At 70.4% G+C, this 26,744-nt stretch carries 26 protein-coding genes and 3 tRNA genes; 11 read left to right on the plus strand and 18 right to left on the minus strand.

All coding sequences use genetic code 11. The annotated features are described in order from the left end of the window. Positions 1-13: 13 nt before the first annotated feature. The 13 genes from lysS to tilS all read right to left on the minus strand — a co-directional run bounded on the left by lysS (position 14) and on the right by tilS (position 11,973). Positions 14-1,531, minus strand: a complete 1,518-nt coding sequence (lysS, locus tag FVP77_RS10385; protein WP_147894564.1) for a lysine--tRNA ligase — start codon at positions 1,529-1,531, stop codon at positions 14-16. Positions 1,532-1,593: 62 nt separating this feature from the next. Further along, positions 1,594-2,445, minus strand: a complete 852-nt coding sequence (gene panC, locus FVP77_RS10390; RefSeq protein WP_147894565.1) for a pantoate--beta-alanine ligase — start codon at positions 2,443-2,445, stop codon at positions 1,594-1,596. Beyond that, complete coding sequence (locus FVP77_RS10395) at positions 2,442-3,170, minus strand: Rossmann-like and DUF2520 domain-containing protein (RefSeq protein ID WP_147894566.1); 729 nt, start codon at positions 3,168-3,170, stop codon at positions 2,442-2,444. The genes panC and FVP77_RS10395 overlap by 4 nt, the downstream gene beginning before the upstream one ends. Continuing rightward, a complete protein-coding gene (locus FVP77_RS10400) occupies positions 3,167-4,867 on the minus strand; it encodes a PH domain-containing protein (RefSeq protein ID WP_246134075.1) in 1,701 nt (566 codons plus the stop codon). The genes FVP77_RS10395 and FVP77_RS10400 overlap by 4 nt, the downstream gene beginning before the upstream one ends. Further along, positions 4,864-5,472, minus strand: coding sequence for a PH domain-containing protein (locus FVP77_RS10405; RefSeq protein ID WP_147894567.1), 609 nt, complete (start codon positions 5,470-5,472; stop codon positions 4,864-4,866). The genes FVP77_RS10400 and FVP77_RS10405 overlap by 4 nt, the downstream gene beginning before the upstream one ends. Beyond that, a complete protein-coding gene (locus FVP77_RS10410; protein ID WP_147894568.1) occupies positions 5,429-5,911 on the minus strand; it encodes a DUF3180 domain-containing protein in 483 nt (160 codons plus the stop codon). The genes FVP77_RS10405 and FVP77_RS10410 overlap by 44 nt, the downstream gene beginning before the upstream one ends. After that, the gene (gene folK, locus FVP77_RS17055; protein ID WP_246134076.1) at positions 5,908-6,417 is read right to left on the minus strand and encodes a 2-amino-4-hydroxy-6-hydroxymethyldihydropteridine diphosphokinase; all 510 of its coding nucleotides are present in this window, start codon (positions 6,415-6,417) and stop codon (positions 5,908-5,910) included. The genes FVP77_RS10410 and folK overlap by 4 nt, the downstream gene beginning before the upstream one ends. Beyond that, on the minus strand, positions 6,414-6,821 hold the full coding sequence (folB, locus tag FVP77_RS17060) for a dihydroneopterin aldolase (RefSeq protein WP_246134077.1): 408 nt from the start codon (positions 6,819-6,821) through the stop codon (positions 6,414-6,416). Before folB ends, folK begins: the two co-directional genes overlap by 4 nt. Beyond that, positions 6,809-7,627 (minus strand): dihydropteroate synthase, encoded by an 819-nt coding sequence (gene folP, locus FVP77_RS17065; protein WP_147894569.1) that lies wholly within the window; start codon positions 7,625-7,627, stop codon positions 6,809-6,811. Before folP ends, folB begins: the two co-directional genes overlap by 13 nt. Further along, positions 7,624-8,274 carry a GTP cyclohydrolase I gene (gene folE, locus FVP77_RS10425; RefSeq protein ID WP_147894570.1) on the minus strand — a complete coding sequence of 217 codons (651 nt, stop codon included), beginning with the start codon at positions 8,272-8,274 and terminating at the stop codon, positions 7,624-7,626. The genes folP and folE overlap by 4 nt, the downstream gene beginning before the upstream one ends. Before the next feature lie 9 nt (positions 8,275-8,283). Further along, entirely contained in the window at positions 8,284-10,287 is a 2,004-nt protein-coding gene (gene ftsH, locus FVP77_RS10430) for an ATP-dependent zinc metalloprotease FtsH (protein ID WP_147894571.1), read from the minus strand. A gap of 114 nt (positions 10,288-10,401) precedes the next feature. Further along, positions 10,402-10,953, minus strand: a complete 552-nt coding sequence (gene hpt / locus FVP77_RS10435) for a hypoxanthine phosphoribosyltransferase (RefSeq protein ID WP_116647207.1) — start codon at positions 10,951-10,953, stop codon at positions 10,402-10,404. A gap of 9 nt (positions 10,954-10,962) precedes the next feature. Continuing rightward, positions 10,963-11,973 carry a tRNA lysidine(34) synthetase TilS gene (tilS, locus tag FVP77_RS10440; protein ID WP_147894572.1) on the minus strand — a complete coding sequence of 337 codons (1,011 nt, stop codon included), beginning with the start codon at positions 11,971-11,973 and terminating at the stop codon, positions 10,963-10,965. A gap of 40 nt (positions 11,974-12,013) precedes the next feature. On the opposite strand from tilS, the gene FVP77_RS10445 reads away from it, so the two are divergent. Together FVP77_RS10445 and FVP77_RS10450 are read left to right on the plus strand one after the other, a co-directional pair. Then, a complete protein-coding gene (locus tag FVP77_RS10445; RefSeq protein ID WP_147894573.1) occupies positions 12,014-12,988 on the plus strand; it encodes an acetylxylan esterase in 975 nt (324 codons plus the stop codon). Between the two features lie 62 nt (positions 12,989-13,050). Next, on the plus strand, positions 13,051-13,584 hold the full coding sequence (locus FVP77_RS10450) for an inorganic diphosphatase (protein WP_147894574.1): 534 nt from the start codon (positions 13,051-13,053) through the stop codon (positions 13,582-13,584). A 57-nt stretch (positions 13,585-13,641) separates the two neighbouring features. On the opposite strand, the gene FVP77_RS10455 is transcribed toward FVP77_RS10450, so the two are convergent. Continuing rightward, positions 13,642-15,084 (minus strand): M23 family metallopeptidase, encoded by a 1,443-nt coding sequence (locus FVP77_RS10455; RefSeq protein ID WP_147894575.1) that lies wholly within the window; start codon positions 15,082-15,084, stop codon positions 13,642-13,644. Between the two features lie 220 nt (positions 15,085-15,304). Between FVP77_RS10455 and FVP77_RS10460 the strand changes: the two genes are divergently transcribed. The 4 genes from FVP77_RS10460 (at position 15,305) to FVP77_RS10475 (ending at position 16,661) form a co-directional block, all read left to right on the plus strand. Further along, positions 15,305-15,377: transfer RNA gene (locus FVP77_RS10460), tRNA-Glu, on the plus strand. Positions 15,378-15,404: 27 nt separating this feature from the next. Then, positions 15,405-15,478: transfer RNA gene (locus FVP77_RS10465), tRNA-Asp, on the plus strand. Between the two features lie 86 nt (positions 15,479-15,564). Next, positions 15,565-15,637 (plus strand) — tRNA-Phe (locus FVP77_RS10470). A 376-nt stretch (positions 15,638-16,013) separates the two neighbouring features. Further along, entirely contained in the window at positions 16,014-16,661 is a 648-nt protein-coding gene (locus FVP77_RS10475; RefSeq protein ID WP_147894576.1) for a Pr6Pr family membrane protein, read from the plus strand. Here the strand turns inward: FVP77_RS10475 and FVP77_RS10480 are convergent. After that, positions 16,615-17,685 carry an alcohol dehydrogenase catalytic domain-containing protein gene (locus FVP77_RS10480; RefSeq protein ID WP_147894577.1) on the minus strand — a complete coding sequence of 357 codons (1,071 nt, stop codon included), beginning with the start codon at positions 17,683-17,685 and terminating at the stop codon, positions 16,615-16,617. The genes FVP77_RS10475 and FVP77_RS10480 overlap by 47 nt on opposite strands. A 146-nt stretch (positions 17,686-17,831) precedes the next feature. On the opposite strand from FVP77_RS10480, the gene FVP77_RS10485 reads away from it, so the two are divergent. The 4 genes from FVP77_RS10485 (at position 17,832) to FVP77_RS10500 (ending at position 21,142) form a co-directional block, all read left to right on the plus strand. Beyond that, positions 17,832-18,479 carry a dihydrofolate reductase family protein gene (locus tag FVP77_RS10485; RefSeq protein WP_147894578.1) on the plus strand — a complete coding sequence of 216 codons (648 nt, stop codon included), beginning with the start codon at positions 17,832-17,834 and terminating at the stop codon, positions 18,477-18,479. After that, entirely contained in the window at positions 18,476-19,321 is an 846-nt protein-coding gene (locus FVP77_RS10490) for an SDR family oxidoreductase (RefSeq protein WP_147894579.1), read from the plus strand. The genes FVP77_RS10485 and FVP77_RS10490 overlap by 4 nt, the downstream gene beginning before the upstream one ends. Before the next feature lie 121 nt (positions 19,322-19,442). Then, positions 19,443-20,195, plus strand: a complete 753-nt coding sequence (locus FVP77_RS10495) for an SDR family NAD(P)-dependent oxidoreductase (RefSeq protein WP_147894580.1) — start codon at positions 19,443-19,445, stop codon at positions 20,193-20,195. A gap of 119 nt (positions 20,196-20,314) precedes the next feature. Then, positions 20,315-21,142 carry an SDR family oxidoreductase gene (locus FVP77_RS10500; protein ID WP_147894581.1) on the plus strand — a complete coding sequence of 276 codons (828 nt, stop codon included), beginning with the start codon at positions 20,315-20,317 and terminating at the stop codon, positions 21,140-21,142. Positions 21,143-21,202: 60 nt separating this feature from the next. Here the strand turns inward: FVP77_RS10500 and treS are convergent, their stop codons facing one another. After that, positions 21,203-23,512: a maltose alpha-D-glucosyltransferase gene (gene treS, locus FVP77_RS10505; RefSeq protein ID WP_425463135.1), complete on the minus strand. Its 2,310-nt coding sequence runs from the start codon at positions 23,510-23,512 to the stop codon at positions 21,203-21,205. A 169-nt stretch (positions 23,513-23,681) separates the two neighbouring features. Here treS and FVP77_RS10510 point away from each other — a divergent pair, with 169 nt between their 5' ends. Next, positions 23,682-25,019 carry an alpha-amylase family glycosyl hydrolase gene (locus FVP77_RS10510; protein ID WP_187266903.1) on the plus strand — a complete coding sequence of 446 codons (1,338 nt, stop codon included), beginning with the start codon at positions 23,682-23,684 and terminating at the stop codon, positions 25,017-25,019. Between the two features lie 85 nt (positions 25,020-25,104). Here FVP77_RS10510 and FVP77_RS10515 read toward each other — a convergent pair whose 3' ends face one another. Then, positions 25,105-26,016 carry an ROK family protein gene (locus tag FVP77_RS10515; RefSeq protein ID WP_147894583.1) on the minus strand — a complete coding sequence of 304 codons (912 nt, stop codon included), beginning with the start codon at positions 26,014-26,016 and terminating at the stop codon, positions 25,105-25,107. Further along, a complete protein-coding gene (locus tag FVP77_RS10520; RefSeq protein WP_147894584.1) occupies positions 26,013-26,735 on the minus strand; it encodes a Pr6Pr family membrane protein in 723 nt (240 codons plus the stop codon). The genes FVP77_RS10515 and FVP77_RS10520 overlap by 4 nt, the downstream gene beginning before the upstream one ends. Between the last annotated feature and the right edge of the window lie 9 nt (positions 26,736-26,744).

The raw sequence follows: 26,744 nt of genomic DNA on the forward strand, positions 1-26,744 counted from the left end.
CGGGCGAATGCGATTACTTGACGAGGGGGAAGAGGATCGTCTCGCGGATGCCGAGGCCCGTGATCGCCATGAGCAGGCGGTCGATCCCCATGCCCATGCCGCCGGTGGGCGGCATGCCGTGCTCGAGGGCCCGCAGGAACTCCTCGTCGATGCGCATGGCCTCGACATCGCCGCGAGCGGCGAGCTGCGCCTGCTCGACGAACCGCTCCCGCTGGATCACGGGGTCGATCAGCTCGGAGTACCCGGTGGCCAGCTCGAAGCCCCGCACGTAGAGGTCCCACTTCTCGACGACCCCGGCGATGGAACGGTGCTCGCGCACCAGGGGGCTCGTGTCGACGGGGAAGTCCATGACGAAGGTGGGGCGCGTCAGAGAGGGCTTCACGAAGTGCTCCCAGAGCTCCTCGACCCACTTGCCGTGCGTCGGGTGCGCCGGCTCGTCGACGCCGACCTCGGCTGCGAAGGCGGCGAGCTCGTCGGCCGACGTCTCGGGGGTGATGGAGCGACCGGATGCTTCGGACAGCGACGCGTACATCGAGATCCGGTCCCACTGACCACCGAGGTCGTACTCCGTGCCGTCCGCCCAGGTGACGGTGGTCGACCCGGCGACCGCGATCGCCGCGTTCTGCACGAGCTCCTGCGTCAGATCGGCGATGCCGTTGTAGTCGGTGTACGACTGGTAGGCCTCGAGCATCGCGAACTCGGGGCTGTGTGTGGAGTCGGCACCCTCGTTTCGGAAGTTGCGGTTGATCTCGAACACTCGGTCGATGCCGCCGACCACGGCGCGCTTGAGGAAGAGCTCCGGAGCGATGCGCAGGAACAACTCGGTGTCGAAGGCGTTCGAGCGCGTCACGAACGGCCGAGCACTGGCGCCGCCGTGCTGCACCTGCAGCATCGGCGTCTCGACCTCGACGAACTCGTGACCCGAGAACGTCTCGCGGAGGCTCGCGTTGACCTTCGCGCGGGCGAGCACCGTCTCGCGGGCGCGGTCGCGCACGATGAGATCGAGGAAGCGGCTGCGCACGCGGCTCTCCTCACTGAGCTCGGAGTGAAGGTTCGGCAGCGGCAGCACGGCCTTCGCAGCGATGCGCCAGTCGGCCACCATGATCGACAGCTCGCCGCGGCGGCTCGAGATGACCTCGCCCGAGACGTAGACGTGGTCGCCGAGGTCGACGAGTTCCTTCCATGCCTGGAGCGATTCCTCACCCACCGACGCGAGCGAGACCATCGCCTGGATGCGGCTGCCGTCGCCCGACTGCAGCGAGGCGAAACAGAGCTTGCCGGTGTTGCGGCTGAACACGATGCGCCCGGCGACGGCGGCCGTCACGCCCGTCTCGTCGCCCGCTTCGAGGTCGGCGAACCGCTCGCGCAGCGCGGGAATGGTGTCGGTGACAGGGACGGTCACCGGGTAGGGCCCTCCCGCAGCATCCGTCCGCTCGGCCAGCAGCCTCTCGCGCTTGGCGAGACGCACGGCCTTCTGCTCGATGACGTCGTCGTCGGGCGTTTCAGGGGCGGCGTCGGGGGCGTCGGTCATGCTCTCGATCCTACCGAGCGGCGTCGACCGACTCGGGCGCGGCCCCTCGCCCGAGTACCGCCTCAGGGCAGCGAGATCTCGGCGTTGTCGATGAAGCGGTGCCCGGCGACGGTCGCCGCGATGAGCGCGAGAGCTCGCCCCGAGTGCGCCTCGTCGACGGGGAGGAAGGTCGCCGGATCGACGACGTTGAGGTATTCCAGGCGGATGCGCTCCTCGCCCATGAGCGACGACTGCGCCGCCGCGATGCACGCGTCGACACCACGATCGGCGTTCGAGGCGGCGGCCTCGAGGGCGCGGGGCAGGAGCGCGGCAGCCCGACGATCGGCGGGTTCGAGCAGGTCGACACGGCTGGAGATCGGCAGACCGTCGTCGCTGCGCACGGTCGGCACGGTGGCGACCTCGATGTCGAAGAAGAGGTCGCGGATCATCCGTCGCACGAGGAAGACGCGCTGCAGATCGCGCTCGCCGTAGACGGCGACGTCGGGCCGGATCAGGTGGAAGAGGATCGCCTCGGCCGTGAGCAGGCCGTCGAAGTAGTACGGCCGTGTGCGCCCCTCGTAGCGGAGACCGAGGTCTCCCGCCGAGACGCGCGTGGTCGCGATGCCCGCGGGAAGGAGCTCCGCCGCGTCGGGTGCGAACACGACGTCGACGCCGAGCCTGTCGAGGAGCGCGTCGTCCTGCGCGCGTCGCACCGGGTAGGCCTCGACGTCTGCCGACGTGCGGAAGCGCAGCGGGTTCACGAACGATGCGACGACCACGAGGTCGGCGCTCTCCCGCGCCCGCTCGACGAGGTCGACATGGGCTTCGTGGAGGGCGCCGAGCGTCGACACCAGCGCGACCGACGCGGTGCCGCCTTCGGAGCCCGAGCGCAGCTCGGTGAGGCGGGAGCGCAGCGCGTCGAGGGAGCGGATCATCCGTCGATCGTAGCGTCGGGACCGAGCGGGTCCCTGTGCGGGGGCGTTCCCTCGGCGAGCGCCTGGTCGACGGTCGAGCGCACGAGGGCGGAGAGATAGCCTCCCGCGTTCTCGACGCCGAGGCGGGTGAGCATGCCGGCCGCCTGTCGCACGATCGAGCGCGAGAACTCCGTGGCCGTCGCGATCGCCTCGGCATACGCGGGTCGATCGGCATCAGCGACGACGACCGGCTCGCATCCCAGCTCGACCGCGAGCGCCTGGGCGATGGGCAGCACCGGCCCCGGCGCGGTGACGGCGGCGTAGCCCTGGCTGAGGGCGCGGAGGTCGATCGAGGTGCCGGTGAAGCTGATCGCCGGGTGTATCGCCAGCGGGATCGCGCCGGATCGCAGTGCCGGTTCGAGCACCGCGATGCCGTGCGCGGCGTCGGTGTGCAGAACGAGCTGACCGGGCTGCCATGCCCCGACCTCGGCGAGACCTGCGACGAGCCCGGCGAGCTCGTCGTGGGGAACCGCGATGACGACGAGCTCGCTGCGGCGGACGACCTCGTCGGCGGCCAGCACCGGCACCCCGGGAAGGATCGCCTCGACCCGGTCGTCGTCGGACCCCGAGGTGATCCCCACGAGCGCATGTCCCGCGCCGGCGAGCGCCGAACCGATCACGGGCCCGACCTTGCCCGCCCCGATGATGCCGACTCCGAGGCGTCCGTCGCGTCCTGGCCCGCTCATCGCGGAGTCCGATCCGGCGCGTCGACAGGCTCAGCGGGCGGCGCCACGGTGTCAGCGGGCGGGGCTGCGAGGTCAGCCGGCGCACTAACCGGTTCGAGGAGGGGCTCCCCCGCCGGAGTCTGATCGGGTTCGGACGACGCCCACCGGTGGCTGCGATCGCCGGCGGATGCGGCGACGATTCCGTCCGCGGCATCCTGGAATCCTCGCAGCGCGTCGTCGCGCTCGAGAATCCCCACGGTGGTCGTCACCGATCCCGCCACCACGTGCGCGGTGAGGTTCGCGACGCCCAGCATGCGGTCGATCGGCCCCTGCGCGATCCCGACGCTCTGCATGCGTGCCAGCGGGAAGACGCCGAGCGCACGCCAGATGAAACCCCGTCGGAGGAAGAGCGCGTCGGGCGTCAGCAGGTACCCGTTGCGTCGCCACGACAGCGGCCGCAGAAGCCGGGCGCGCGCGGGCGTCGTCGCGTACGGATCGTCGGCGCGGGGGCCGAGGATGCCCTGGTCGAAGACGAACGGCCAATCCTCGTCGGGGAGGGCCGGCAGCAGGAGCTTGAGCACGCGCTCGACGTCGGCGCGCGTGCCCACCGGCAGCACGGTCGTGAACTGGTCGGCGTTCGTGTCGCTGGCGGAACGGCCGGAGAGGCGGTTGACCGTGATCGACCACCAGCCGAACGGCCGCCAGAAGATCGACTGGCGCACCTCGACAGCGTGGACGCGCCCCGGCGGCAGAGTCTCGCTCACGGTCGTGAAGAGGCCGAAGGTGATCCGCGTACCGCTCGGCATGGGGGCGATCGAATAGCGCAGCGCCCGCGTGACAGACCTCACGTAGTAGGCGCCGAACCCGAGCACGGCGGGTACGAACGAGAACAGCACCCAGACCGAGCCGACGATGGAACCCACCACGATCGCCGCGATGAGCGCGATCAGCACGAGGGTCGTGCCGCTCAACAGGCGCGACGCGATGAGACGACCTGCGGGGATGTGCACCACCGATTCGGGCTCGACGTCGCCCTGGTCGTCGCCGTCGACGAGACCCGTCAGGCCCGCCCCGACGGCCGAAGCGGCCTGCCGCACGCGCGTGCCTGCGCTGCGTGCGGCGGCGCTCCCCCCGAGGCGGCGGCCCGACGCCAGTCGCAGGATGTCGGCGCGGATCGTCTCGGCGTTCGACGTCGAGAGGTACTCGAGCTTCACGTTCGAATCGGTGCCCGCCCCCACCACCTCGAGCTTGCCGACGCCGAGGAGACGCGCCACGAGGGGCCGCGTCAGGTTGACGCCCTGCACACGGTCGAGCGGTGCCCGCCGGTGCGTGCGGAAGAGCACGCCCGAGCGCACCTCGACGTCGTCGTCGGTGATGCGGAACGTGTGGAACCGCCACGACAGGGAGAACACCAGCAGCAGCACGACGACCGTGCCGAGCACAGCGAGGAGGGCGATCAGGATGAGGTTGCGGCTGACGAGGTAGTCGATCGGGTCGGGCGGCAGCTCGCCCTCGCTGAACTCCGGGGCGAAGGCCGGCAGCAGCCACTCGACGAGCCGCTCGCGCAGGTTCGCGATGATGATGCCCGCGACCACGAGGAGGAAGAGCCCCCCGCGCAGGAGCGGGGTGAGCGGATGCATCCGGTGCCACTCGCCGTCGCTGAGCGGCGAGCGCACCTCGTCCGCCGGGGGTGCGGGCGGGGCGGATGCTTCGCTCACAGGCCGGTCCGTCGGGTCTCGGCGACGTCGACGAGGGTGTCACGAAGATTCTCGGCGGCCTTCTGCGTCAGGCCCGGGATCGTCACGCCGGTGGAGGCTGCGGCAGTGACGAGCTTCAGCTGAGCGATCCCGAATCCGCGGTCGAGGGGACCGTGCGTGATGTCGATGAGCTGCATGCGCCCGTAGGGCACCGCGACCATGCGCTGCCAGAGGATGCCGCGGCGGAACACGAGATCGTCGCGCCGCAGCTGATACCCGTACGAGCGTGCCTGACGCGGCGTGATCGCGAGGGAGAAGAGGCAGACGAGCAGCACGAGTCCGGCGGGGATCCACGTCCACGGCTGGTCGAGCCACAGCTGCAGACCGATCGCCACCGCGAGCACGACGAGGGTGAACGCGCCGGTGGAGATGATCTGCACCCAGACGTAGGCGCGGGCGAGCTGATGCCAGGTTCCGTCGCCGAGCGGCAGGCGCGCCTCGGAGCGGGGCTCGATGATGCGGGTGAACGACCCCTCGTCGAGAACGGCCGCCGTCTCGCGGACACGCGCGTCGTCGGTGGGGTCAGTGGGCGACGCCTGCGGAGTCGCCTCCGGGTTGTTCGTCATCGTCGTCCTTCCGGATGGTGCACAGGTGCTCGGCGACCAGCGCCGCCGCGACGAGGATGCCGCCGCAGATCGCCGTGGCGATCGTCGTGCCCATCGAGCCTACCGAGGGGGTCACCGGACGGGTGAAGAGGAAGAGCAGGAGCCCGACCGCGACGCCCCCCACGGCCGCTCCGACGATGCTCGACGCTTTCGCCAGGATGGCGATGCGCAGCGCCCGGAACGGGTTGACGGCGGTGGTGGCGAGCCCCCGGGTGGCCCGCCGGATCGGGATGGCGAGCGCGATCACAGCGCCCCCGACCAGGAGGAGCAGGATCGGCAGCGTCACAGCCGGCGCGAACGTCGGCCGGCCCGCAGAGCTCAGGGCGGTGTCGAGCACGAACCCCGCGACGATGCCCAGCACGGCCGCGCCGACCAGCACCCCCGCGCCGGTGCGCTTCACCGCGCTCCTCGGAGATCGGCGATCAGGTCTGCGACGCGTCCGGCACCGGGGAGCTCGGCGTCCGGGTCGACCTCGTGCCAGGGCGCGAGCACGAACTCCCGCTCGGCCGCGCGCGGGTGGGGGAGTATCAGTCGGGCGTCGTTCGAGACCACCGCGCCGTACGAGACGAGATCGAGGTCGAGGGTGCGGTCCGCCCACCGCTCCCCCCGTTCGCGTCCGTGACGGGCTTCGATCTGATGCAGGTACGCCAGCAGCACCGACGGGGCGAGGCGGGTCGCCACCAGCGCGACGGCGTTGAGATAGCGCGGCGCCTCAGCATCCGGCCCGCTCGTGGTGACCGCCACCGTCTCCATGACCGCGGAAGTGCGCACGCGGTCGGTCAGCGGCAGCGCCGCGAGGTCGGTCAGCGCGGCCTCGAGGGTCGCCTCGCGGTCGCCGAGGTTGGCCCCGAGAGCCACGACGGCGATCGCGGGTCGCGGCCGGCCCTCGACGGCGACGTCGCTCACGGCGCGACCCCGAACCCGAACGGCACGGCGCGAGGGGCCGGTCGCGTGCGGCGGATCGTGACCGAGACGTCGGCGAACGGCACCGTGATCGGCGCCGAGGGCTTGTGGACGGTGACGACGGCTTGCTCGACGCGGGGATCGGTCAGCGCGTCGTCCGCGATCCGCGCGGCGAGGGTCTCGAGCAGGTTCACCGGATCGGTGCCGACGAGCGCCACGATCCGCTCCGCCAGTTCGCCGTAGTGGACCGTGTCGACGACGTCGTCGGATGCGGCGGCAGGGGCCGTGTCGATCCGCAACGTGAGGTCGACGACGAACTCCTGCCCCTGCGCACGTTCGTCGTCGTACACGCCGTGGTGGCCCCACGCGCGCACGCCGGTGAGGGTGATCTCGTCTACGGGGTCCATGTTCCCTCCGGGTTCTCGTCCGACCAGAGCGCCGCGACGCGGAGTGCGTCGCGGGTGGCGGCGACGTCGTGCACCCGCACGGCCCACGCTCCGTCTCGCGCGGACAGCGCGCTGGTGACGGCGGTCGCGAGGTCGCGGCGAGCGAGGGACGCATCGTCGCCGAGCGCCTCGCCCAGGAACCTCTTGCGGCTGGTGCCCACGAGCACCCGTGAGCCGAGGCCCACGAGCTGGGGCAGCGCTCGGAGGGTCTGCCAGTTCTGCGGTCCGCGCTTGCCGAATCCGATTCCCGGATCGAGCACGATCCGGCTCGGGGCGATGCCGGCGGCGGCCGCCGCGTCGACGCGCTCGATCAGCTCGGCCGAGAGCTCGCGCACGAGGTCGACGTAGTCGGCGCGGGCGTACATGTCGGCCGACGGACCGCGCCAGTGCCCCAGAACGATCTCGGCGTCGGTCGCGGCCACCGTCTCGAGCATGGCCGGGTCGGAGAGCCCGCCCGAGACGTCGTTGACGATGCGGGCGCCTGCCGCGATCGCCTCGCGAGCCGTGTCGGCGTTGAGGGTGTCGATGCTGACGACGGCGCCGGCCGCGGCGAGGGCTTCGATCACCGGCAGCACGCGTTGCTGCTCGACGCGCGGGCCGACCCTTTCGGCGCCCGGTCGGGTCGATTCACCGCCGACGTCGAGGATGTGGGCACCGTCGGCGCGCAGCCGCAGGCCGTGACCGACGGCGACGTCAGGATCGACGTAGCGCCCGCCGTCGCTGAACGAGTCGGGGGTGACGTTCACGATCCCCATGATGAGCGTCACGTCGTCACCGACCCCTGAGCCTGTACGGCCGACCCCTGAGCCTGTGCCACCGGTCCCTGCCCCTGTCGAAGGGAGATCAGCGCGATGAGCTCGGCGCGCGCCGCCGGGTCGGCGAGTTCTCCTCGGGCGGCGATCGTGACGGTGGTGGCGTTCTTCTGCTGCGCACCGCGCATCGTCACGCACTCGTGCGAGGCGTCGAGCACGACGAGAACCCCTCGCGCGTCGAGCGACGCCGCGATCGTGTCGGCGATCTGCTCGCCCAGGCGCTCCTGCACCTGCGGGCGGGCGGCGAGCACCTCGACGACCTTCGACAGCGCCCCGAGGCCAACGACCTGCTCGCCCGGCAGGTACGCGAGATGCGCCACCCCGCGGAAGGGGAGCAGGTGGTGCTCGCAGATGGAACGGAAATCGACCCCGCGCAGCATCACCGCACCCGACGGCACCGTTTCGGGCGCCGGGCCCCGCGAGATCGAGATCGTGTGCGCGAGGGGTGCAGCAGCATCCTCACCGACCCCCGCGAAGAACTCCGCGTAGGCGTCGGCCACGCGCTCGGGCGTCTGACGGAGCCCCGGTCGTTCGGGGTCTTCGCCGATCGCCTCGAGCAGCTCCCTCACGAGAGAGCGCACGCGCTCCCGGTCGACGGTCATCGGCCGGGCCTACGCGGTCGCCGGTCGAGCCTGTCCGCTCGGCTGGCGACGCGGGGCCTTCTCGGTCTGCGCTTCGGCCTCGGTGTTCGCCGCGACGCCGGCCGGCTGGGCACGACGGGGCACGTCGACCGGCGGCAGCTGCGAGACGGGGCGACCGTCGGACGACAGCCACTGCGGGCGCGGGGGCAGGCGCGTGATGTCGGTGAAGATCTCGGCGAGCTCGAGGTGGTCGAGGGTCTCCTTCTCGAGGAGCTCCAGCGCGAGGCGGTCGAGGATCTTGCGGTTCGAGTTGATGACCTCGTACGCCTCGTTGTGCGCCTGCTCGATGAGCGCGCGCACCTCGGCGTCGACCCGCTCGGCGATGCGCTCCGAGAAGTCACGGCCGTGGCCCATGTCGCGACCCATGAAGACCTCGCCCGACGACGAGCCCAGCTTCACGGGTCCGACGTCGGTGGTCATGCCGTACTCGGTGACCATCTTGCGGGCGATGCTCGTCGCCTTCTCGATATCGTTCGACGCGCCCGTGGTGGGGTCGTGGAACACGATCTCCTCGGCGACACGGCCGCCCATCGCGTAGGTGAGCTGGTCCTGCAGCTCGTTGCGGGTGATCGAGTACTTGTCGTCGAGCGGCAGCACCATCGTGTAGCCGAGCGCCTTGCCGCGCGGAAGGATCGTCACCTTCGTCACGGGGTCGGTGTGGTTCATCGCCGCCGCCGCGAGGGCGTGACCGCCCTCGTGATAGGCGGTGATCAGCTTCTCCTTGTCGCGCATCACGCGGGTGCGGCGCTGCGGACCGGCGAGCACGCGGTCGATGGCCTCGTCGAGGGCGCGGTTGTCGATCAGCTGCGCGTTCGAGCGCGCCGTCAGGAGCGCCGCCTCGTTGAGCACGTTCGCGAGGTCTGCACCGGTGAAGCCGGGCGTCTTCCGGGCGACGACCTCGAGGTCGACGCCGTCGGCGAGCGGCTTGCCGCGCCCGTGCACCTCGAGGATGCGCTGGCGGCCCTTCAGGTCGGGGGCGTCGACGCCGATCTGGCGGTCGAAGCGGCCCGGGCGCAGCAGCGCGGGGTCGAGGATGTCGGGGCGGTTCGTCGCCGCGATGACGATGACGTTCGCCTTCGGGTCGAAGCCGTCCATCTCGACGAGCATCTGGTTCAGCGTCTGCTCGCGCTCGTCGTGGCCGCCGCCCATGCCGGCGCCGCGGTGGCGGCCGACGGCGTCGATCTCGTCGATGAAGATGATCGCCGGGGCGCTCTCCTTGGCCTGGTTGAACAGGTCGCGCACTCGGCTCGCACCGACGCCGACGAACATCTCGACGAAGTCCGAACCCGAGATCGAGTAGAACGGCACGCCGGCCTCACCGGCGACCGCACGGGCGAGGAGCGTCTTGCCCGTTCCGGGAGGGCCGTACAGCAGCACGCCCTTCGGGATGCGGGCGCCGACGGCCTGGAACTTCGCGGGGTCCTTCAGGAAGTCCTTGATCTCTTCGAGCTCCTCGATCGCCTCTTCGGCGCCCGCGACGTCCTGGAACGTGACGGTGGGGCTCTCCTTCGAGACGAGTTTGGCTCGCGACTTGCCGAACTGCATCACCTTGCTGCCGCCGCCCTGGGCGCTGGAGAGCAGGAACCAGAACAGCAGACCGAGGATGAGCAGCGGGATCAGGAGCGACAGGATGCCGTCGAAGAACGACGGCTGCGGGACGACGTCGTTGTACCCGTCGGCGGGGTTCGCGGTGTCGATCGCGTCGACCACCTCGAGCGCACGCGCCGAGACGTAGTAGAACTGCACCTCGTTGGCGCCCTCATAGGGCTGGTTCAACGTGAGGTCGACGCGCTGGTCGCCATCGGTCGTGGTGGCCTCGGCGACGGTGCCGCCCTTGAGGAGCTCGAGGCCCTCTTGGGTGGAGATCTGCCGAGCGCCGTTGAGGCTCGTGATGAGCCAGAAGCCGACCAGAAGGAGCAGACCGATCACGACGATGTAGAGGATCGGATTGCGCGTGAGCTTCTTGAAGTCCATGGTGCGGGGCGACGCCCGGGCCCCTTTCGTCAGGATTCCACCGGTTTACGGTGAAATTAGGGTACAGCGGGGTCTCTATGGGCGGACTGTGCATTCGCCCACGGCGTACGCGCCTCAGCTGTAGACGTGCGGTGCGAGCACCGCGACATCGCGCAGATTGCGGTACTTCTCGGCGTAGTCGAGGCCGTATCCGATGACGAATTCGTTGGGGATGTCGAACCCGACGTAGCGGCAGTCGACCTCCACCTTCATCGCGTCGGGCTTGCGCAGGAGCGCGAGCACCTCGATCGACTCGGCCCCCCGCGAGGCGAAGTTCTCGAGCAGCCAGCTGAGGGTCAGGCCCGAGTCGATGATGTCTTCCACGATCAGCACGTGGCGCCCGTGGAGGTCGGTGTCGAGGTCTTTCCGGATCTGCACGACACCGCTGGAGCGCGTACCCGTTCCGTACGACGACACCGCCATCCAGTCCATCTGGATGTGCAGCGGGAGGTGGCGTGCGAAGTCGGCCATGACCATGACCGCGCCCTTCAGCACACCGACGAGGAGGAGGTTCTCGCCCTCGTAGTCACGGGCGACCTGCTCGGCGAGCTCGGCCAGTTTGTCCTGGATCTGCTCCTCGGTGATCAGTACCTCGGTGATGTCATCGGAGATCTGGTCGGCGCGCATGGATCGAGTTTAGGCGCTGGCCGCGCCGTGTCCCGTGGCCGCGAACACGATCCGCCCGCCGATGCGGCGCGCCGAGCAACCGGGCAGATCGATCGGTCCCTGCCCCGCCCAGTCGGTCGCGAGACGTGCGACATCGAGGGTCTGCGACCTCGTGAGGCTCTCGCCGAACTCGCTCGACACGATGAGGCGGATGATGCGCTGGCGCAGCGCAGCGGGGTTCGCTGCCAGGGCTGCGGCCGACACAGAGATACCCGCCTCGGCGTGCTCGACGATGTCTTCGATCGTCTCGTCGATCATCTCGGCGAAGGCCTCGGCGTCTTCGCGCAGCTGCTCGGCGGTGCGCGCGAGCGCCTCGGCGATGCCCGGACCCAGCTCGGTCTCGAGCACGGGCAGCACGCGCTCGCGCACCCGCACCCGGGAGAACCGGGGCTCGGAGTTGTGCGGGTCGTGCCAGGGGTCGAGCCCTTCGGCAGCGCACGCGGCGACGGTCGTCGCACGACGCACTCCGAGCAGCGGACGCATCCAGAGGCCGGACTCGTCGGTGCGCTCGGGCGCCATGCCCATGAGGCTCGACGCCCCCGAGCCGCGCGCCAGCCCGAGCAGCACCGTCTCGGCCTGGTCGTCGAGGGTGTGCCCGAGCAGCACCGCGTCGGCGCCGCGCTCGCGGGCGGCGGCCGAGAGCGCGGCGTATCGGGCATGGCGGGCGGATGCTTCGGGGCCGCCCTCCGCACCCACCTGCACCGCGACGACGACGGCGTCGAGGCCGAGAGCGCGAGCGGCGGCGGCGGCGCGGTCCGCAGCATCCGCCGATCCCTCCTGCAGCCGGTGGTCGATGGTCACCGCGGTGGCGGCGATGCCGAGCTTCGGTGCCTCGAAGGCGACGGCCGCGGCGAGCGCGAGCGAGTCGGGTCCGCCCGAGAGGGCGACGACGACCGAGGCGGGGCGGGACGTCTCGAGCGCCGCGCGCACGGCGCGGCGGACATCGGCGACCGCGGGGTCGAGGCTCGGGCGTACGGGCATCCGTTCACGGTACCGGCGCACCGCACGGTTAGATGAATGCATGCTCACCGATCGCCCGCTCTCCGAGCTGCGTACGTTCCAGTCCGACGTCGAAGATCCGGCGGATTTCGACGACTTCTGGGTGCAGACGCTCCACGAGGCGGCCGAGCGCGCCACCCCGACCGTGCTCGAGACGGTGGAGACCGGGATGCGGCGCGTGAACGTGTCGGACGTGACCTTCAGCGGCTACGCCGGCGACCCGGTGCGCGCCTGGCTCGTGACTCCGGTCGGGGCCGAGGAATCGTTGCCGGTCGTGATCGAGTACGCGGGCTACGGCAGCGGACGCGGTCGTCCGATCAACCACCTGTGGGCCGCGGCCTCCGGGTGGGCGCATCTGGTGATGGACGTGCGCGGCCAGGGCGCCGGGCGCGGATCGGCGGTCGGCTCCACCCCCGACCCGCACGGCTCGGCGCCCGCGCACCCGGGCGTCATGACGCGGGGCATCGAAGACCCGCGCACCTACTACTACCGGCGTCTGCTCACCGATGCCGTTCGCGCCGTCGACGTCGCGCGCGACCTGCCCGGCATCGATCCCGACCGCGTGGCCGTCGTCGGCGGCAGCCAGGGCGGTGCGCAGGCGATCGCCGCCGCAGCGCTCCGACCCGACGTGAGCGCGGCCGTCGCCTTCGTGCCCTTCCTGTCCGACACCGCGCGCGCGACGCTCATCACGGATGCTGCGCCCTACTCCGAGATCGCGGGGTACCTCACCTCGCAGCGGTCGCGCGTCGAGCAGGTCGCCCGCACGCTGTCGTACGTGGACGGGGTCAATTTCGCGCGTCGGGTGCGCACCCGCATCCACTACTCCGTCGCGCTGATGGACCCGATCTGCCCGCCGTCGACCGTCTTCGCCGGCTTCAACGCGAACGCCTCGGAGAACAAGACGATCGAGGTGTGGCCCTACAACGGGCACGAGGGCGGCGGACCCGAAGACCGCGAGCGCGCGATCGAGGTCATCGCCGAGTCGTTCGCCGCCTGAGAGCCGACAGGCCGCCGCACTAGGCTGGGCGGCGGAAATCCACCGATTTAAGGAGCACGAGTATGGGCGCGTACGACGCCGTCATCGAGATCCCGCGCGGCAGCCGCGTGAAGTACGAGGTCGACCACGGCACGGGGCGCGTGTTCCTCGACCGCATCCTCTTCACCGCCTTCGGCTACCCCACCAACTACGGCTTCTTCGAGAACACTCTCGGTGAGGACGGCGACCCGCTCGACGTGCTCGTGCTGCTCGACCACGACATCTACCCCGGCGTCGTCGCGAAGGTCCGCCCCGTCGCCGTGCTGAAGATGAGCGACGAGGCCGGCGGAGACGACAAGGTCGTCGCCGTGCTGTCGAAGGACCCGCGCTGGGCGCACATCCAGGACGTCGGCGACATCGCCGAGGAGCTCCGCAACGAGATCGGCCACTTCTTCGAGCACTACAAGGACCTCGAGCCCAACAAGTGGGTCAAGGTCGACGAGTGGGCCGGCGCGACCGAAGCCGAGCGTCTCGTGCAGGAGGCGTTCGTGCGCTTCGAGGAGCACGAGGGCCAGACCAAGACGCAGGGTGCGGGCGAGGCTCCGAGCACGCTCTGACACACGTCGAACCAGAAGAGCCCGGTCGGCGACGACCGGGCTCTTCTCGTTCGACGATCAGACCGAGATCCCCCGGGCACGCAGGAACGGCGCGGGGTCGATGGTGCTGCCGTTCTGGTAGACCTCGAAGTGCAGGTGGCAGCCGAAGACGTTGCCGGTGAGGCCGACGAGGCCGACGGCCTGGCCGGACGACACCCACTGGCCCCGCGAGACGAGGATGCGGCTGTTGTGGGCGTACCCGGTAGCGAGGCCGCCGCCGTGGTCGACGCGCACGTAGTTGCCGTAGCCACCGTTCCAGCCGGCGTAGGTCACCGTGCCGCTGTTGGCGGCGAAGTTGGATGCTCCGCACCCCGCGCCGAAGTCGATGCCGAGGTGGTACGACGTCGAGCAGTAGCTCGGCGTGCACTGCGAGGAGCGGGGGCCGTACCAGGAGCTGACCCACGCCGACGAGGGACGCGACCAGCCGGATCCGACGACCTGACCGCCGCCTCCGCCACCGCCACCACCGCCGGAGTTGCCGCCACCGCCACCGCCACCGCCGCCTCCGCCGCCACCGCCGGAGTTGGCCGCAGCCGCTGCGGCGGCCGCTGCTGCGGCTGCCGCCGCCGCCCGCTCGCGCTCGCGTTGCTCGGCGGCCGCGCGTTCGGCGGCCTCCCGCGCGAGGCGGGCCTGGCGCTCGGCTTCGACGCCGGCTTCGTAGTCGGCGATGGTCTTCGCCGTGTTGTCCTGGAGGGCCGCGAGCTGCGCCGTGAGCGTCACCTGGTTGGCCTGCTGCGCGGCGAGGGCTGCCTGCGCAGCATCCGAAGCCTGCTGGGCCGCGACCATCTTCGACTCGGCCTCCTGCTTGAGGCGGTCGCGTTCGGCGCGCTTTTCTTCGGCCTGGTTCGTGAGGTTCTGCGCCGCGTTGCGGGCGGCGACCGCGGTGGCGTAGACCGACTGGTTGCGGTCGAGCAGCTTGTCCATCGTGCCGAGGCGCGAGAGGAGGTCGTCGGCGGATGCTGCGGAGCCGGCGAAGAACAGCTCGAGCGAGGCGTCGTCGCCGCCCTTGCGGTAGAGCTGGGCTGCGACGCGTCCGGCCTGGTTCGCCGCGGCGGTGGCTTCTGCGCCCTGGGCGTCGGCCTGGGCCTGCAGCTGGTCGGCCTCATACGCGGCATCGAGGAACGCCTGCTGCGCGGCGTAGTAGACGTCGGATGCCGCCTGGGCCTCGGCCTGCGTGCGTTCGACGTCGGCGGAGAGCCCGGCGATGAGCCCCTGGATGCGGGTGATCTCGGCGGACTTCGCGGCCTCGCTGGCCTTCGCCCGCTCGACGTCGGCCCACGACGGGTAGGTCGCGGCGAAGGCACCGGGGATCATCGGGCCGCCGACGGCTCCACCGATCGCGCCGAGCGCGACGACGCCGAGGCCGCCCGCCGTCAGGAGGGTGCGCCGGTTGACCGCGGGCCACAGAGTGCGGCGCTCGCGGTCGGTCGGCGCGCAACCGCAGTCGTCTGCGTCGTCCAAGCGCTCGAGCGTCACAAGGTGCCTATCGTCGAGGGGGTCTTAACTTCGAACACACTAGCAACACCCGTCACACCGACAACAGGGCGGATTATCGGGCGGGTGCCAGGTTCATCCTGGGCGCCGGAACCGCGGATCGACGGAGGACGCGCCCTCGATTGGCGCATCGGCGACGGATTACGTATGCTTGAGCGTCGGCAAGCGTAAGCCTGCAGAGTCGCTCGGCCCCATCGTTTAGCGGCCTAGGACGCCGCCCTTTCACGGCGGTAGCACGGGTTCGAATCCCGTTGGGGTCACTCGAACCGATATAACTGAATAAGCATGGCCCTGTAGCGCAGTTGGTTAGCGTGCCGCCCTGTCACGGCGGAGGTCGCGGGTTCAAGTCCCGTCAGGGTCGCTCCGAGCGACAGGCTCTTTGTTCCTCCTTTTCGAGGGAAGACAGAGAGCCTTTCGTCTAGGACGCGGCGTTTTCACTTGCCGCGCGGCTCTGTAGCTCAGTTGGTAGAGCGCACGACTGAAAATCGTGAGGTCACGGGATCGACGCCCGTCGGAGCCACACGGGTGATCATTACAGTCACCCCAGAAACCCTCGCCTAGCTTCTACATGGCGGGGGTTTTGCTTTGCCCTGGTCAGAGCGGACTCCCGTGCGGAACCAAATGCGGCCGAGGCAGGCAGAACCTCGGGACAAGACGGTCGGGCCTCAGCCGAAGCGACGGCGTCAGTCCTCGGCGGCCTCGAGCTCACGCAGGCGGCGGAGCTTCGCCCACGGGTAGCACGCGATCCAGGCGATGGACGCGATCGAGCCGCCCATGATCATCGATGCGATATCCATACCGGCCACCCTATGAAACACGGAACGCCCCCGCCAACGAGGCGATCGAAGCCTGACCGGACACGCACCCCCCGAAGGCCCGCACCTAGGCTGGCGCTCGTGACGCACCGCCCGCCCCTCCACGTCGGCGTCCGCTCGATCGGGGCGATGCGGGTGGGGATCGCCGCAGTTGTCGTACTGGTGCTCACCTACGCCTACGCCCTGCGCATCGGAGTCGGCGATTCGAACCCGTTCGACTTCTTCGGGTACTTCACGAATCAGACGAGCCTGCTCGCGGCGATCGTCCTCGGAGCCGTCGGCGCTCGTCTGATCACCGGCCGGCCCGTCTCCTCCTGGCTCGCGACCGCGCGCGCCGTCGTGACGGCCTACCTGATCGTCGTCGCCGTGGTCTACAACGTGCTCGTCCCCGGCACGGGCTCGGCGCCGGCGTGGGTGAGCTCCCTGCTCCACGGGGTGTTCCCCGTCCTGGTGCTGCTGGACTGGATACTCGTCGGCGATCGACCGCGACTGCCGTGGCGGATGCTGTGGACACTCCTCCCCTACCCGGCCGTCTGGCTCACCGTCGTCCTCATCCGCGGGGTCACCGACGGGTGGGTGCCCTACGGGTTCCTGCTGCCCGAACGCGGACTCCCCTCACTGGCGGCGCACGTCGCCGGCCTGATCGCCGCCACCATCGGAGCGGGCGCCGTCGTCTGGGCGATCAGCCGGATTCGACCGCGGGTCGTTCCGGCGAGCCCACATCGATGACGGTGATCCCGCTGGGGGCGCGGCCCTCGGCCATCTCGGCAATCGCCTCCGGCACCTCGTCCAAGCCAATGCGACGCGTGATGAGATCCCCCGGCCGCAGGGCGCCCGAGACGACCATCTCGATCAGCTCGGGATAGGCGGATGCTGCCATCCCGTGCGATCCGCGCAGGGTGAGCTCGCCCGCGATCACCGCAGACATGGGGATCCGTGGGTCTTCCTCGAGCAGACCCACCTGCACGTGCCGCCCCTGCAGGCCCAGCGAGAGCACGGCGGCGATCACCGCCTCCTCCCGCCCGAGCGCATCGACCGACACATCGACCGCGCCGTCGACGGCGTCGCGCACGCGGGCGGCGATCGCTTCGGGCGCCAGTCCCGACGAATCGATCACGACCTCCGCCCCGAGCTCGCGAGCCCGGCCGAGGGCGGCGGCGCTGATGTCGACGGCCACGACGGTCGCCCCGAGCGCCCGGGCGATCATGATCGCGCTGAGACCGACCCCGCCGCATCCGATCACCACGACCGTCTCGCCGGCGGCCAACTCACCCTGATGCACCAGGGCCCGGAAGGCGGTCGCGAAGCGGCACCCCAGAAGCGCCGCGACGCCGCCGTCTATCTCGTCGGGCAGGGCGATCAGATTGGCGTCGGCGTCGTGCAGGGCGACGTACTCCGCGAAGGAGCCCCAGTGGGTGAAGCCCGGCTGCGTCTGGTTCGGACACACCTGCCCCTGGCCGGCACGGCACTGCGGACACGACCCGCAGGACGACACGAACGGCACCGTGACGCGATCGCCGACCGCGAAGCGCGCCACCCGATCGCCGACGGCATGGATGGTCCCCGACAACTCGTGCCCGGGCACATGCGGCACCGCCACGCCCGAGTCGTGGCCGAGCCACGCGCTCACGTCGCTGCGGCAGAGCCCGGTCGTCTCGACCCGCACGACGACTCCGCCGGGCGACGGCTCGGGGATCGCGACGTCGGCCACCCGCGGCATCTCGCCGAATCTCTCGAAGACCACAGCCCGCATCAGGTTCCTCCTCGTGTGCGCCGACCTCTCCGTCGAACTTATGCCCCGCGGCTTCAGTGGTCGGCATGTGGAACCTGGCACGCCCACGCGGGGGCGGCTACGCTCCGAAACGGTTGCAGACAGCATCCGTTCTCTCGGGAGTGCCCATGTCGCAGGTTCGCGTTCACAACTTCGCCGTCTCGATCGACGGGTACGGCACCGGCGAGGGTCAGAGCCTCGAGACCCCGTTCGGCCACGCGCAGGCGCGGCTCATGCAGCCGTGGTTCTTCGGCACCCGCACGTTCCAGGCGATGCAGGGCGGCGACGCCGGGTCATTCGGCATAGACGAGGCCTTCGCCAGCAACTGGGGCACGGGCATCGGGGCAGAGATCATGGGCCGCAACAAGTTCGGGCCCCAGCGCGGGCCGTGGACCGACGAGGAATGGATCGGCTGGTGGGGCGAGGATCCCCCGTTCCACACCCCGGTCGTCGTGCTCACCCACCACCCCCGCCCGGTGCTCGAGCTCGAGGGCGGCACGACCTTCCACTTCGTCGACGCCGCCCCCGCCGAGGCCCTCGCCGTCGCGCGCGAACTGGCCGGAGGACTCGACGTGCGCATCGGCGGAGGCGTGAACACCGTCCGCCAGTTCCTGCAGGCCGATCTCGTCGACCGGATGCACCTCGCCGTGGTGCCGATCGTGCTCGGTCGCGGGGAGAACCTCTGGCACGGCCTCGAGGGGATCGAGAGCCGGTTCGCGGTGGAGGCCGTCTCGTCTCCCTCGGGCGTCACGCACCAGACCTGGACCCGCGCATGAGCGGGCCGATCGCCGTCACCGGATCCACGGGCGTGCTCGGCGGCCTGGTCGCCCGCGACCTCGCCGATCGCGATGTCGCCCAGCGGCTGCTCGTGCGCACGCCGACCAAGGCACCGCAGCTGCCGAACAGCACCGTGCACCGGTCGAGCTACTCCGACGGCACCGGCCCGGTCGAGGCGCTCGGGGGCGTCGACGTGCTGTTCATGGTCTCGGCCTCCGAGAGCGAAGACCGCCTCGCGCAGCACCGGGCGTTCGTCGACTCGGCCGCCGCATCCGGCGTCCGGCACATCGTCTACACCTCGTTCGCCGCAGCCGCCCCGGATGCGACGTTCACCCTGGCCCGAGACCACTACGCCACCGAGGAGCACATCAAGGCCTCCGGCGTCGACTGGACGTTCCTGCGCGACGGCTTCTACATCGACTTCATGGAAGCGATGGTGGGCGACGACGGCGTCATCCGCGGCCCCGCGGGCGACGGGCGGGCGTCGATCGTCGCCCGCGCCGACATCGCCCGCACGGCGACAGCGGTGCTGCTGAACCCCGCCGCGCACGTCGGGCGCACGTACGACCTCACCGGGCCCGAGGCGCTCACGCTGAGCGAGGTCGCCGCGACCATCGCCCGCGTGCGCGGCCGCAAGATCTCGTTCCACGACGAATCCGCCGAGGAGGCGTATCGATCGCGCGAGAAGTACGGCGCCCCCGACTGGCAGGTCGACGCCTGGGTCTCCACCTACACCGCCATCGCGAGCGACGTCATGGCGGACGTCAGCGGCGACATCGAAGCCGTCACCGGCACCGCGCCGATGTCGTTTGAGACGTACCTTCGCTCGACCCCGCGCTGAGTCAACAGATCATCCGCCGTCATGGAATTCCGCGCACCCCGAGCTGTTTACTTCTATACACACGCATGAAAAGCGCGGGGTGTGAGATCCGCTCCCCGTGGCAGTGAAGGGAAGTAGTCTCATGGCTCGTTTCGACGGCAAAGTAGCGATCGTCACCGGCGGCGGCAGCGGCATCGGTGCGGAGATCTCGCGCGAACTCGCGGCGGAGGGCGCGTCGGTCGTCGTGACCGACATCAACCTGGATGCCGCGCAGTCGGTCGTCGACGAGATCACCGCCGCGGGCGGCACGGCGTCGCCCTTCACGCAGAACACCGCGAAATGGGAGGACTCCGAGGCCGCCGTCGCCTTCGCGACGAAGACCTACGGCGCCCTGCACCTCGCGGTCAACAACGCGGGCATCGGCGCTCCCCCGCAGACGATCGGCGACTACGACATCGCCGCGTGGGACCGCGTGCGCGCGGTCGACCTCGACGGCGTCTTCTACGGCCTGAAGTTCCAGCTCCCCGCGATCGTCGCCGCCGGTGGCGGCGCGGTCGTCAACATGGCCTCGGTGCTCGGCTCGGTCGGCATCGCCCAGAACGCGGCCTACGTCACCAGCAAGCACGCACTCATCGGCCTCACGAAGGTCGCGGCTCTCGAGTACACCGCACAGGGCGTGCGCACGAACGCCGTCGGACCGGGCTTCATCGACACCCCGCTGGTGCGCTCCAGCCTCTCGGCCGATGCCCTCACGGCTCTCGAGGGCGAGCATGCCTCGCGCCGCCTCGGCACCGACAAGGAGGTCGCCGCGCTCACGCTCTTCCTCCTCAGCGACGCGGCGTCGTTCATCTCGGGCAGCTACCACCTCGTCGACGGCGGCTACTCGGCCCACTGACGCATCAGCCCCTCGTCAGGTGCCGCGATCCGGGGTCTCCGATGCCGGAGATTCCCCGATTCGTGGCACCTGACGGAGGGCGTCGGAATAAGCGAGGTCGCGGGGGTGTCATAGCTCCCATGACACAGAAGACCTGGTTCATCACCGGCACCTCCCGCGGATTCGGACGCGAATGGGCCATCGCCGCCCTCGACCGCGGCGACCGCGTCGCGGCCACCGCCCGCGACACCTCTACGCTCGACGATCTCGTCGAGAAGTACGGCGAGGCGATCCTCCCCCTCTCGCTCGACGTGACCGACCGCGACGCCGACTTCGCGGCGGTGCAGAAGGCGCACGACACGTTCGGCTCGCTCGACATCGTCATCAACAACGCGGGCTACGGCCACTTCGGCATGGTCGAGGAGGTCGGCGAGCAGGAGCTCCGCGACCAGATGGAGACGAATCTCTTCGGCGCGGTCTGGGTCACCCAGGCGGCACTGCCGATCATGCGCGAGCAGGGCCACGGCCACATCCTGCAGGTCTCCTCGATCGGCGGCATCTCGGCGTTCCCGAACGTCGGCGCCTACCATGCGTCGAAGTGGGCGCTCGAGGGCATCTCGCAGGCGCTCGCACAGGAGGTCGCCGGTTTCGGCATCCACATCACCCTCATCGAGCCGGGCGGGTTCTCCACCGACTGGGCAGGGCCCAGCGCCCACCACTCCGACCAGAACCCGGCGTACGACGAGCTGCGTGAGGCGAGCGAGAAGGCTCGCAGCGAGCGCGCCGGCAGCGGACCGGGCGACCCCGCAGCATCCGCGGCCGCCGTGCTCCGGATCGTGGATGCTGCCGAGCCTCCGCTGCGCGTGTTCTTCGGCGCCTCCCCGATCGACATCGCCAAGGCCGACTACTCCTCGCGTCTGAAGACGTGGGAGGAATGGGACGACGTGGCGAAGCTCGCCCAGGGCTGACGCACCGCACGAAGAGAGGGCGACCCCGTCCACCCGGGGCCGCCCTCTCTTCGTTCTCGCCTACGACCCCGAGATGATCGGGATCGCGCGAGTCATCGGCCGGGGTTCGGGTTCGGGCTCCGGCTCGCCCAACAGCAGGAACAGCCCCCCGTAGGGCGGCAGTTCGATCGGGAAGCTCTGCAGGTCGTCGACGCGTGCGAGCGTCTCGCCGCTCTCGGCGTCGATCACGCCGCTGCGCGGGGTGAGGCTCTTCGAGCGCACGGTGCCCTCGATCGTCTCTCCCGAGAAGTTCAGCACCGTGATCTGCAGCGGGGCGTCGTCTCGCCGCTTGTCGCCGCCGTCGAGCCGGTGCACGAGCACCAGCATGCTCTGATGGGCGACCTGGGGGACGTCGATCTGCGACGCGATCGCGATGTCGTGCGCACGTCGGGTCGAGAGCACGTCGCGCAGCCCGACCGCGAACGACTCCGGGTTGCTCAGCTGCGAGGGCAGCGATCCGTACAGCGACCGGGCGCGCGGCATCCCGGCGAGCGACCTCGTCGCCTCGGGGGCGACGTCGAGCAGGTCGTGCGCGCCGCGCTCGATCCATCGGGTGTCACCGGTCGCGATGAGCGAGCCCACCTGCTCGGAGGGAAGGGTCAGCGTGCCGGTGAGGTCCCACCCCGACAGCGCGAAGACTCCGGGCTGCCAGGCGTTGTACTTCGCCAGCAGCAGGTGCGCGTCGCGGATGGCGGGCATGTCGTCGTCGGTGATGTCGTCGAGTCGCGCCTTGCCCTGGGTGGCGGCGATGAGCGACGCCGTCGTGCACGCGATGCCGTTCTGCGTGAACACCAGGTTGTAGTCGGCCTCGATCGTGAGGCTGTCGGTGAGGTCGGCGCGCACCTCTTCGGCGAGCTCGAGCCCGGTCACCTCGCGGTGGCGGTAGGTGTAGACGTCGTCGCGGTGCGTGGTCGCCCAGTGCACCAGCTCGTAGGTCAGCTCGTCGTGGTTCTGCAGACCGTGTACGAGCTGGGCGGGCTCGACGCCGATCTCGAGCGCGGTGTTCAGAGCGAGACGCAGGAACTCGGTGTTGCCGGTCGCGAGAGCGTGGTGGTAGCCGGGGCGGGTGACGAAGTCGTACGACAGGTCGGCGCCGACGGCTCCGGTGTCGCGGATGTCTTCGATCGTGAGGTTCAGCTCCTGGAAGGTGAACCCGCCGACCTTTCGCACCATGCTCGCGATGATGTGGTTCGCCGCGTGCGAGAGCGGGTGCCCCTCCGACCACGCGGGGAGCCCCTCGGTGCTCTTCTCCACACCGAGGAAGCCGTTCGCGTCGAGCCGCAGTGCGCTCGTGCCCAGATCGCCGAGCGAGTGCAGCGCGTCGCCGATCACGAGCTTCATGCCCGAGAAGGTGGGGTCGAGCCAGTTGATCGACGGCTGCCCCTCCTTGAAGTAGTGGAGGTAGACCCAGCGGCGCTCGACCCCGTCGACGCCGGTGACGGCCGCGGTGGCACTCCAGTTCGTCTCCTTCACACCGACGGTGTAGAAGATGACGCGCTGCAGCTCGCCGATGATGTACCCGCGCTCGCTGAGCTCGCGCTCCTGATCGCGGTCGAGGTTGACCGAGTCGCGCCCGTCGGGGATGACGGGGAGCAGGCCCCAGTCCTCCGGCGGGATCTCGACCATGTGGTAAATCCCGGGGTAGTCCTTGTACGCCATCTCGGCGAGACGGAAGTCGGCCCCCTTGCCGGTGTGCCCCGGCACGATGTCGTCGATGACGCTGCCGCCGTGGCTGTCGGCCACGTCGGCGAGGCGTCGGAACGAGGCCTCGTCGCCGAACTCGGGGTCGATCTGCGTGCTGATCCGGTCGAAGTGCCCGTCGACGCTCGGGGTCTCCTGCCAGCCGGTGATACCGCCGGCGCGCTTGACGGGACCGGTGTGGATGCCGGTGATCCCGACCTGCTCGAAGGCCTCCCAGAGGGCCTCGTCGCCGAGGGCGTGCAGGAACGACTCGCCCGGACGCGTGATCAGCGACAGAGGGTAGGCGGTGAACCACACGTCGCTCGTCTCGATCGCCCGGCGGGCGTCGGGGCGGGCGTAGGGGTTGCGCCACATCGAGGGTTGGCCCGACAGCTGTCGTCCGAGCACGTCGGCGTCCTTCAGCATCGACTGCCGCACGAGCCACTCGATGTAGGCGGGGTTCGTACCGTTCGCGGTGCGCGGGTCGGTCGCGAAGCGCCGCAGCGTTCCACCGCGCATCTGATCACGGGGGCGGAGCCGGCGGGGTCTTGCCGGGTAGCGCTGTTCGTCGTAACTGATCTCGGTCGTATCACGCTCGACGATGTCTTCGTCCTCGACGGGTGTCGAGTCGCGCTCGATGGGTTCGTCCACGGAGGGTCCTTCCCAGGCAGCACAGCACAGCATTCAGGTGGTCCCGATCGTATCCGCGCGCGCGGCCCTGACAGGTGGAGGTTGACCCTGTCGACACGACCCGATAGGTCGCGCGGATCGACGGCGCAACCCTGCGCGGCCGGCGGTGACCACCGTGTTGACTGGCCTGATGGCACTCTGGGTCGACCATGCGATGTGGTGGCACGTCTATCCGCTCGGCTTCGTCGGAGCCCCCATACGTCCCGAGGAGGGGGCGACGGATGCTGTGCACCACCGCCTCGACCGTGTCGGCGGGTGGCTCGACCACGTCGTGGAGCTGGGACTGAACGGTCTCGCCCTCGGTCCGGTGTTCGCCTCCACCACGCACGGCTACGACACGACGGACCACTTCCGCATCGATCCTCGGCTCGGCGACGACGCCGATTTCGACAGGCTCGTCGCCACCGCTCACGAGAAGGGCGTGCGGGTGCTGCTCGACGGAGTCTTCAACCACGTCGGGCGGGCGCACCCCGCCTTCCGTGCGCTGGAGGAGAACGGACCGGATGCGGCGACGGCCGATCTGTTCCGCGTGGACTGGAACGGGTGGCAGCCCGGTGCCCCCGTGGCGGCGGAGGTCTTCGAAGGACACGACGCGCTCGTCGCGCTCGATCATTCCTCGCCCGCCGTCGAGCAGCTCGTCGTCGACGTCATGACGCACTGGCTCGATCGCGGCGCCGACGGGTGGCGCCTCGACGCCGCCTACGCGGTCGACCCCGCGTTCTGGGCGCGCGTGCTGCCTCGGGTGCGCGCGCAGCATCCGGACGTCTGGATCACCGGCGAGGTCATCCACGGCGACGCGGCCGCGATCGTGGCGGAGTCGACGATGGACTCGCTCACGCAGTACGAGCTCTGGCAGGGGATCTGGCACGGCCTCGCCGACGCGAACCTCTTCGAGACGACGCACGCGATCGAACGCAACAACGCGCTGCTCGAGACCTTCGTGCCCACGACGTTCATCGGCAACCACGACGTGACCCGCATCGCCTCGGCCGTCGGCGACGCCCGGCACGTCCCGCACGCCGTCGCGCTGCTGATGATCCTCGCGGGAACACCGATGGTCTACGCCGGCGACGAGTACGGACTGCGCGCGGTGAAGGAGGAGCGGCTCGGGGGCGACGACGCCGTGCGGCCGGAGTTGCCCCCTGCGCCTCCCGCGGATCCGGCGACCCTGCCGGGCGCGGGGGCCTATGCGGCCGCCATGCTCGCGGTGCACCAGGAGCTGATCGCCCTGCGCCGTCGGCACCCGTGGCTGCGCACCGCGCAGACCGACGTCGTGCAGGTGGAGAACACCTCGGTGTCGCTGCGGACGGCCACCGGTACCGATGCGCTGGTCACCGTGCTGAACCTGGCCGACGAGCCGGTGTCGCTCCCGGCGGCCGGGGCGACGTCGGTGCTGGCCGGGGCGGCGACGATCGCGGGCGACCGGGTCGAGCTCGCACCGCACGGCTGGGCCGTGCTCGGAGCCTGAGACACGCGCATCGGCCGAGACGCGCCGCCTGGCGCGGTGTCCGAGCCGATACGCGCGTCTCGATGCGCCGTCGGCGGCGGGAGCGTCAGAGGCGGAAGACGAGGCCGCCGGCACCGATGAGCGGGGCGTCCGCCCCGAGCGACGAACGACGCACCTCGACGGCGCGGGTATGCGGCAGCACGCTGAAACGGTCGAGATCGGCGGCGACGTCGTCGACGTATCCGGGATAGCCGAGCGCGAGACCGCCGGCGAGGCTCACGGCCTCGATGTCGAGCAGCGCGGCGACCGAGACGATCGCCTGAGCCATCCCGCGGGTCGAGCGACGCAGGGCACCGAGCGCGAGGTCGTTGCCGCGGAGGGCGTCGGCGACGATCTCTTCCCCCGTCGTTCCCGACCACCCCCGGGCACGCGCCCAGGCCACGGTGCCCGGGCCCGAGCAGATGCGCTCGACGGTGGCCTCGACGGGCTCTTCACCGTCGACGACGTCGCGCAGCAGCATCTGCCCCACGTGACCGGCGTTGCCCGTGCGCCCCGAGACCAGGCGCCCGTCGACGATCAGACCGCTCCCCACACCCGTCGACACCACGATGGCGATCGCGTTCTCGCAGCCCGCGAGCGATCCCACCCATGCCTCTGCGAGCGCGAAGCACTGCCCGTCGAGCCGCAGGGTGGTCGGGAGTCCCGACAGCTCCGACACCTGGCGGGCGATCGGATGACCACGCCACAACGGGAGGTTGAGAGGCGATATCGCCCCGTCGTCGAGTGAGACCGGGCCGGCGGACCCCACTCCCGCACCGACCAGACGGGCACCGTCGGGAACGCTCGAGAGCGCGGCTCGCACCACCTTCGTCACCGCGGCGTCGAGGTCGGCGACCGACCGCTCGCGCCCGGTGGGCCCGCGGTGGCGGCTCCCGTCGACCAGACGGCCGTCGGTCGTGACCAGCGCGGCCTCGAGCTTCGTGCCGCCGATGTCGACGGCCAGCGCGAGGTCGGTCATGACGCCGTGCCGCGGGCTCGCCGACGCGGGTCCTGCACGAGCGCCGGCAGGAACCGGTCGAGGAGCGTCAGAACGACCGCGATCACCACCCCGATCAGGAGCACGAACAGGGAGTTGCGCACGGAGTCGGCGAAGCCGATCGTGGCGACGTCGAGGAAGGGGTAGGGGTACCAGCCGGTGACGGCGCCGTGGACGAACGTGTATACGAGCCACAGGACGGGCCAGATGAAGGCGAGGGCGCACGCACGCCAGCCGATGCGCGGGCGAGGGCCGAACAGCAGCCACCCGATGAGCGTCGCCCACGGCGCGATGTAGTGGAAGCCGATGGTCGCGGCGAGCGCCCACCCCTCGGGGTGCACCAGCCGTGCGAGAACCGTCTCGTAGACGAGTCCCGTGATGATGATGCCGAGGAGGGCATCGAGCCGCAGCACCCTCCAGACTCGTCCGTCGCGCCGGATGTTCAGGGCGAGGGCGAGCGAGGTGCCCAGCACGAAGATGTTGCTCTGGATGGTGAAGAAGCTGAACAGGCGCACGAGTCTCGTGGCGAGGCTCTCACCGGCGGTCGACGTGCCGGAGTTGACGTCCTGTCCGCCGGTGAAGATGAGTGTCAGCTGGATCGTCAGCGCGATGGCGACCACGACCGCGATCACGCCGAACCACACCCGCGCAGCCGTCGTGCGCGCCGAGCTCCGTGCCGTTGCCGCGACGTCGTTCGACATCCGCCGACC

This window comes from Microbacterium hatanonis (assembly GCF_008017415.1).
Classification (GTDB): Bacteria; Actinomycetota; Actinomycetes; order Actinomycetales; family Microbacteriaceae; genus Microbacterium; species Microbacterium hatanonis.

What these genes read in the sequence shown, in the direction of transcription:
- FVP77_RS10485 (WP_147894578.1), top strand. Translation starts at nt 17,832, where the DNA reads ATGTCGCAGGTTCGCGTTCACAACTTCGCCGTCTCGATCGACGGGTAC.
- FVP77_RS10510 (WP_187266903.1), top strand. Translation starts at nt 23,682, where the DNA reads ATGGCACTCTGGGTCGACCATGCGATGTGGTGGCACGTCTATCCGCTC.
- FVP77_RS10450 (WP_147894574.1), top strand. Translation starts at nt 13,051, where the DNA reads ATGGGCGCGTACGACGCCGTCATCGAGATCCCGCGCGGCAGCCGCGTG.
- FVP77_RS10495 (WP_147894580.1), top strand. Translation starts at nt 19,443, where the DNA reads ATGGCTCGTTTCGACGGCAAAGTAGCGATCGTCACCGGCGGCGGCAGC.
- lysS (WP_147894564.1), bottom strand. Translation starts at nt 1,531, where the DNA reads ATGACCGACGCCCCCGACGCCGCCCCTGAAACGCCCGACGACGACGTC.
- FVP77_RS10490 (WP_147894579.1), top strand. Translation starts at nt 18,476, where the DNA reads ATGAGCGGGCCGATCGCCGTCACCGGATCCACGGGCGTGCTCGGCGGC.
- FVP77_RS10445 (WP_147894573.1), top strand. Translation starts at nt 12,014, where the DNA reads ATGCTCACCGATCGCCCGCTCTCCGAGCTGCGTACGTTCCAGTCCGAC.
- FVP77_RS10405 (WP_147894567.1), bottom strand. Translation starts at nt 5,472, where the DNA reads ATGACGAACAACCCGGAGGCGACTCCGCAGGCGTCGCCCACTGACCCC.
- FVP77_RS10480 (WP_147894577.1), bottom strand. Translation starts at nt 17,685, where the DNA reads ATGCGGGCTGTGGTCTTCGAGAGATTCGGCGAGATGCCGCGGGTGGCC.
- ftsH (WP_147894571.1), bottom strand. Translation starts at nt 10,287, where the DNA reads ATGGACTTCAAGAAGCTCACGCGCAATCCGATCCTCTACATCGTCGTG.
- FVP77_RS10500 (WP_147894581.1), top strand. Translation starts at nt 20,315, where the DNA reads ATGACACAGAAGACCTGGTTCATCACCGGCACCTCCCGCGGATTCGGA.
- hpt (WP_116647207.1), bottom strand. Translation starts at nt 10,953, where the DNA reads ATGCGCGCCGACCAGATCTCCGATGACATCACCGAGGTACTGATCACC.
- panC (WP_147894565.1), bottom strand. Translation starts at nt 2,445, where the DNA reads ATGATCCGCTCCCTCGACGCGCTGCGCTCCCGCCTCACCGAGCTGCGC.
- folB (WP_246134077.1), bottom strand. Translation starts at nt 6,821, where the DNA reads ATGGACCCCGTAGACGAGATCACCCTCACCGGCGTGCGCGCGTGGGGC.
- folE (WP_147894570.1), bottom strand. Translation starts at nt 8,274, where the DNA reads ATGACCGTCGACCGGGAGCGCGTGCGCTCTCTCGTGAGGGAGCTGCTC.
- FVP77_RS10395 (WP_147894566.1), bottom strand. Translation starts at nt 3,170, where the DNA reads ATGAGCGGGCCAGGACGCGACGGACGCCTCGGAGTCGGCATCATCGGG.
- FVP77_RS10520 (WP_147894584.1), bottom strand. Translation starts at nt 26,735, where the DNA reads ATGTCGAACGACGTCGCGGCAACGGCACGGAGCTCGGCGCGCACGACG.
- FVP77_RS10515 (WP_147894583.1), bottom strand. Translation starts at nt 26,016, where the DNA reads ATGACCGACCTCGCGCTGGCCGTCGACATCGGCGGCACGAAGCTCGAG.
- tilS (WP_147894572.1), bottom strand. Translation starts at nt 11,973, where the DNA reads ATGCCCGTACGCCCGAGCCTCGACCCCGCGGTCGCCGATGTCCGCCGC.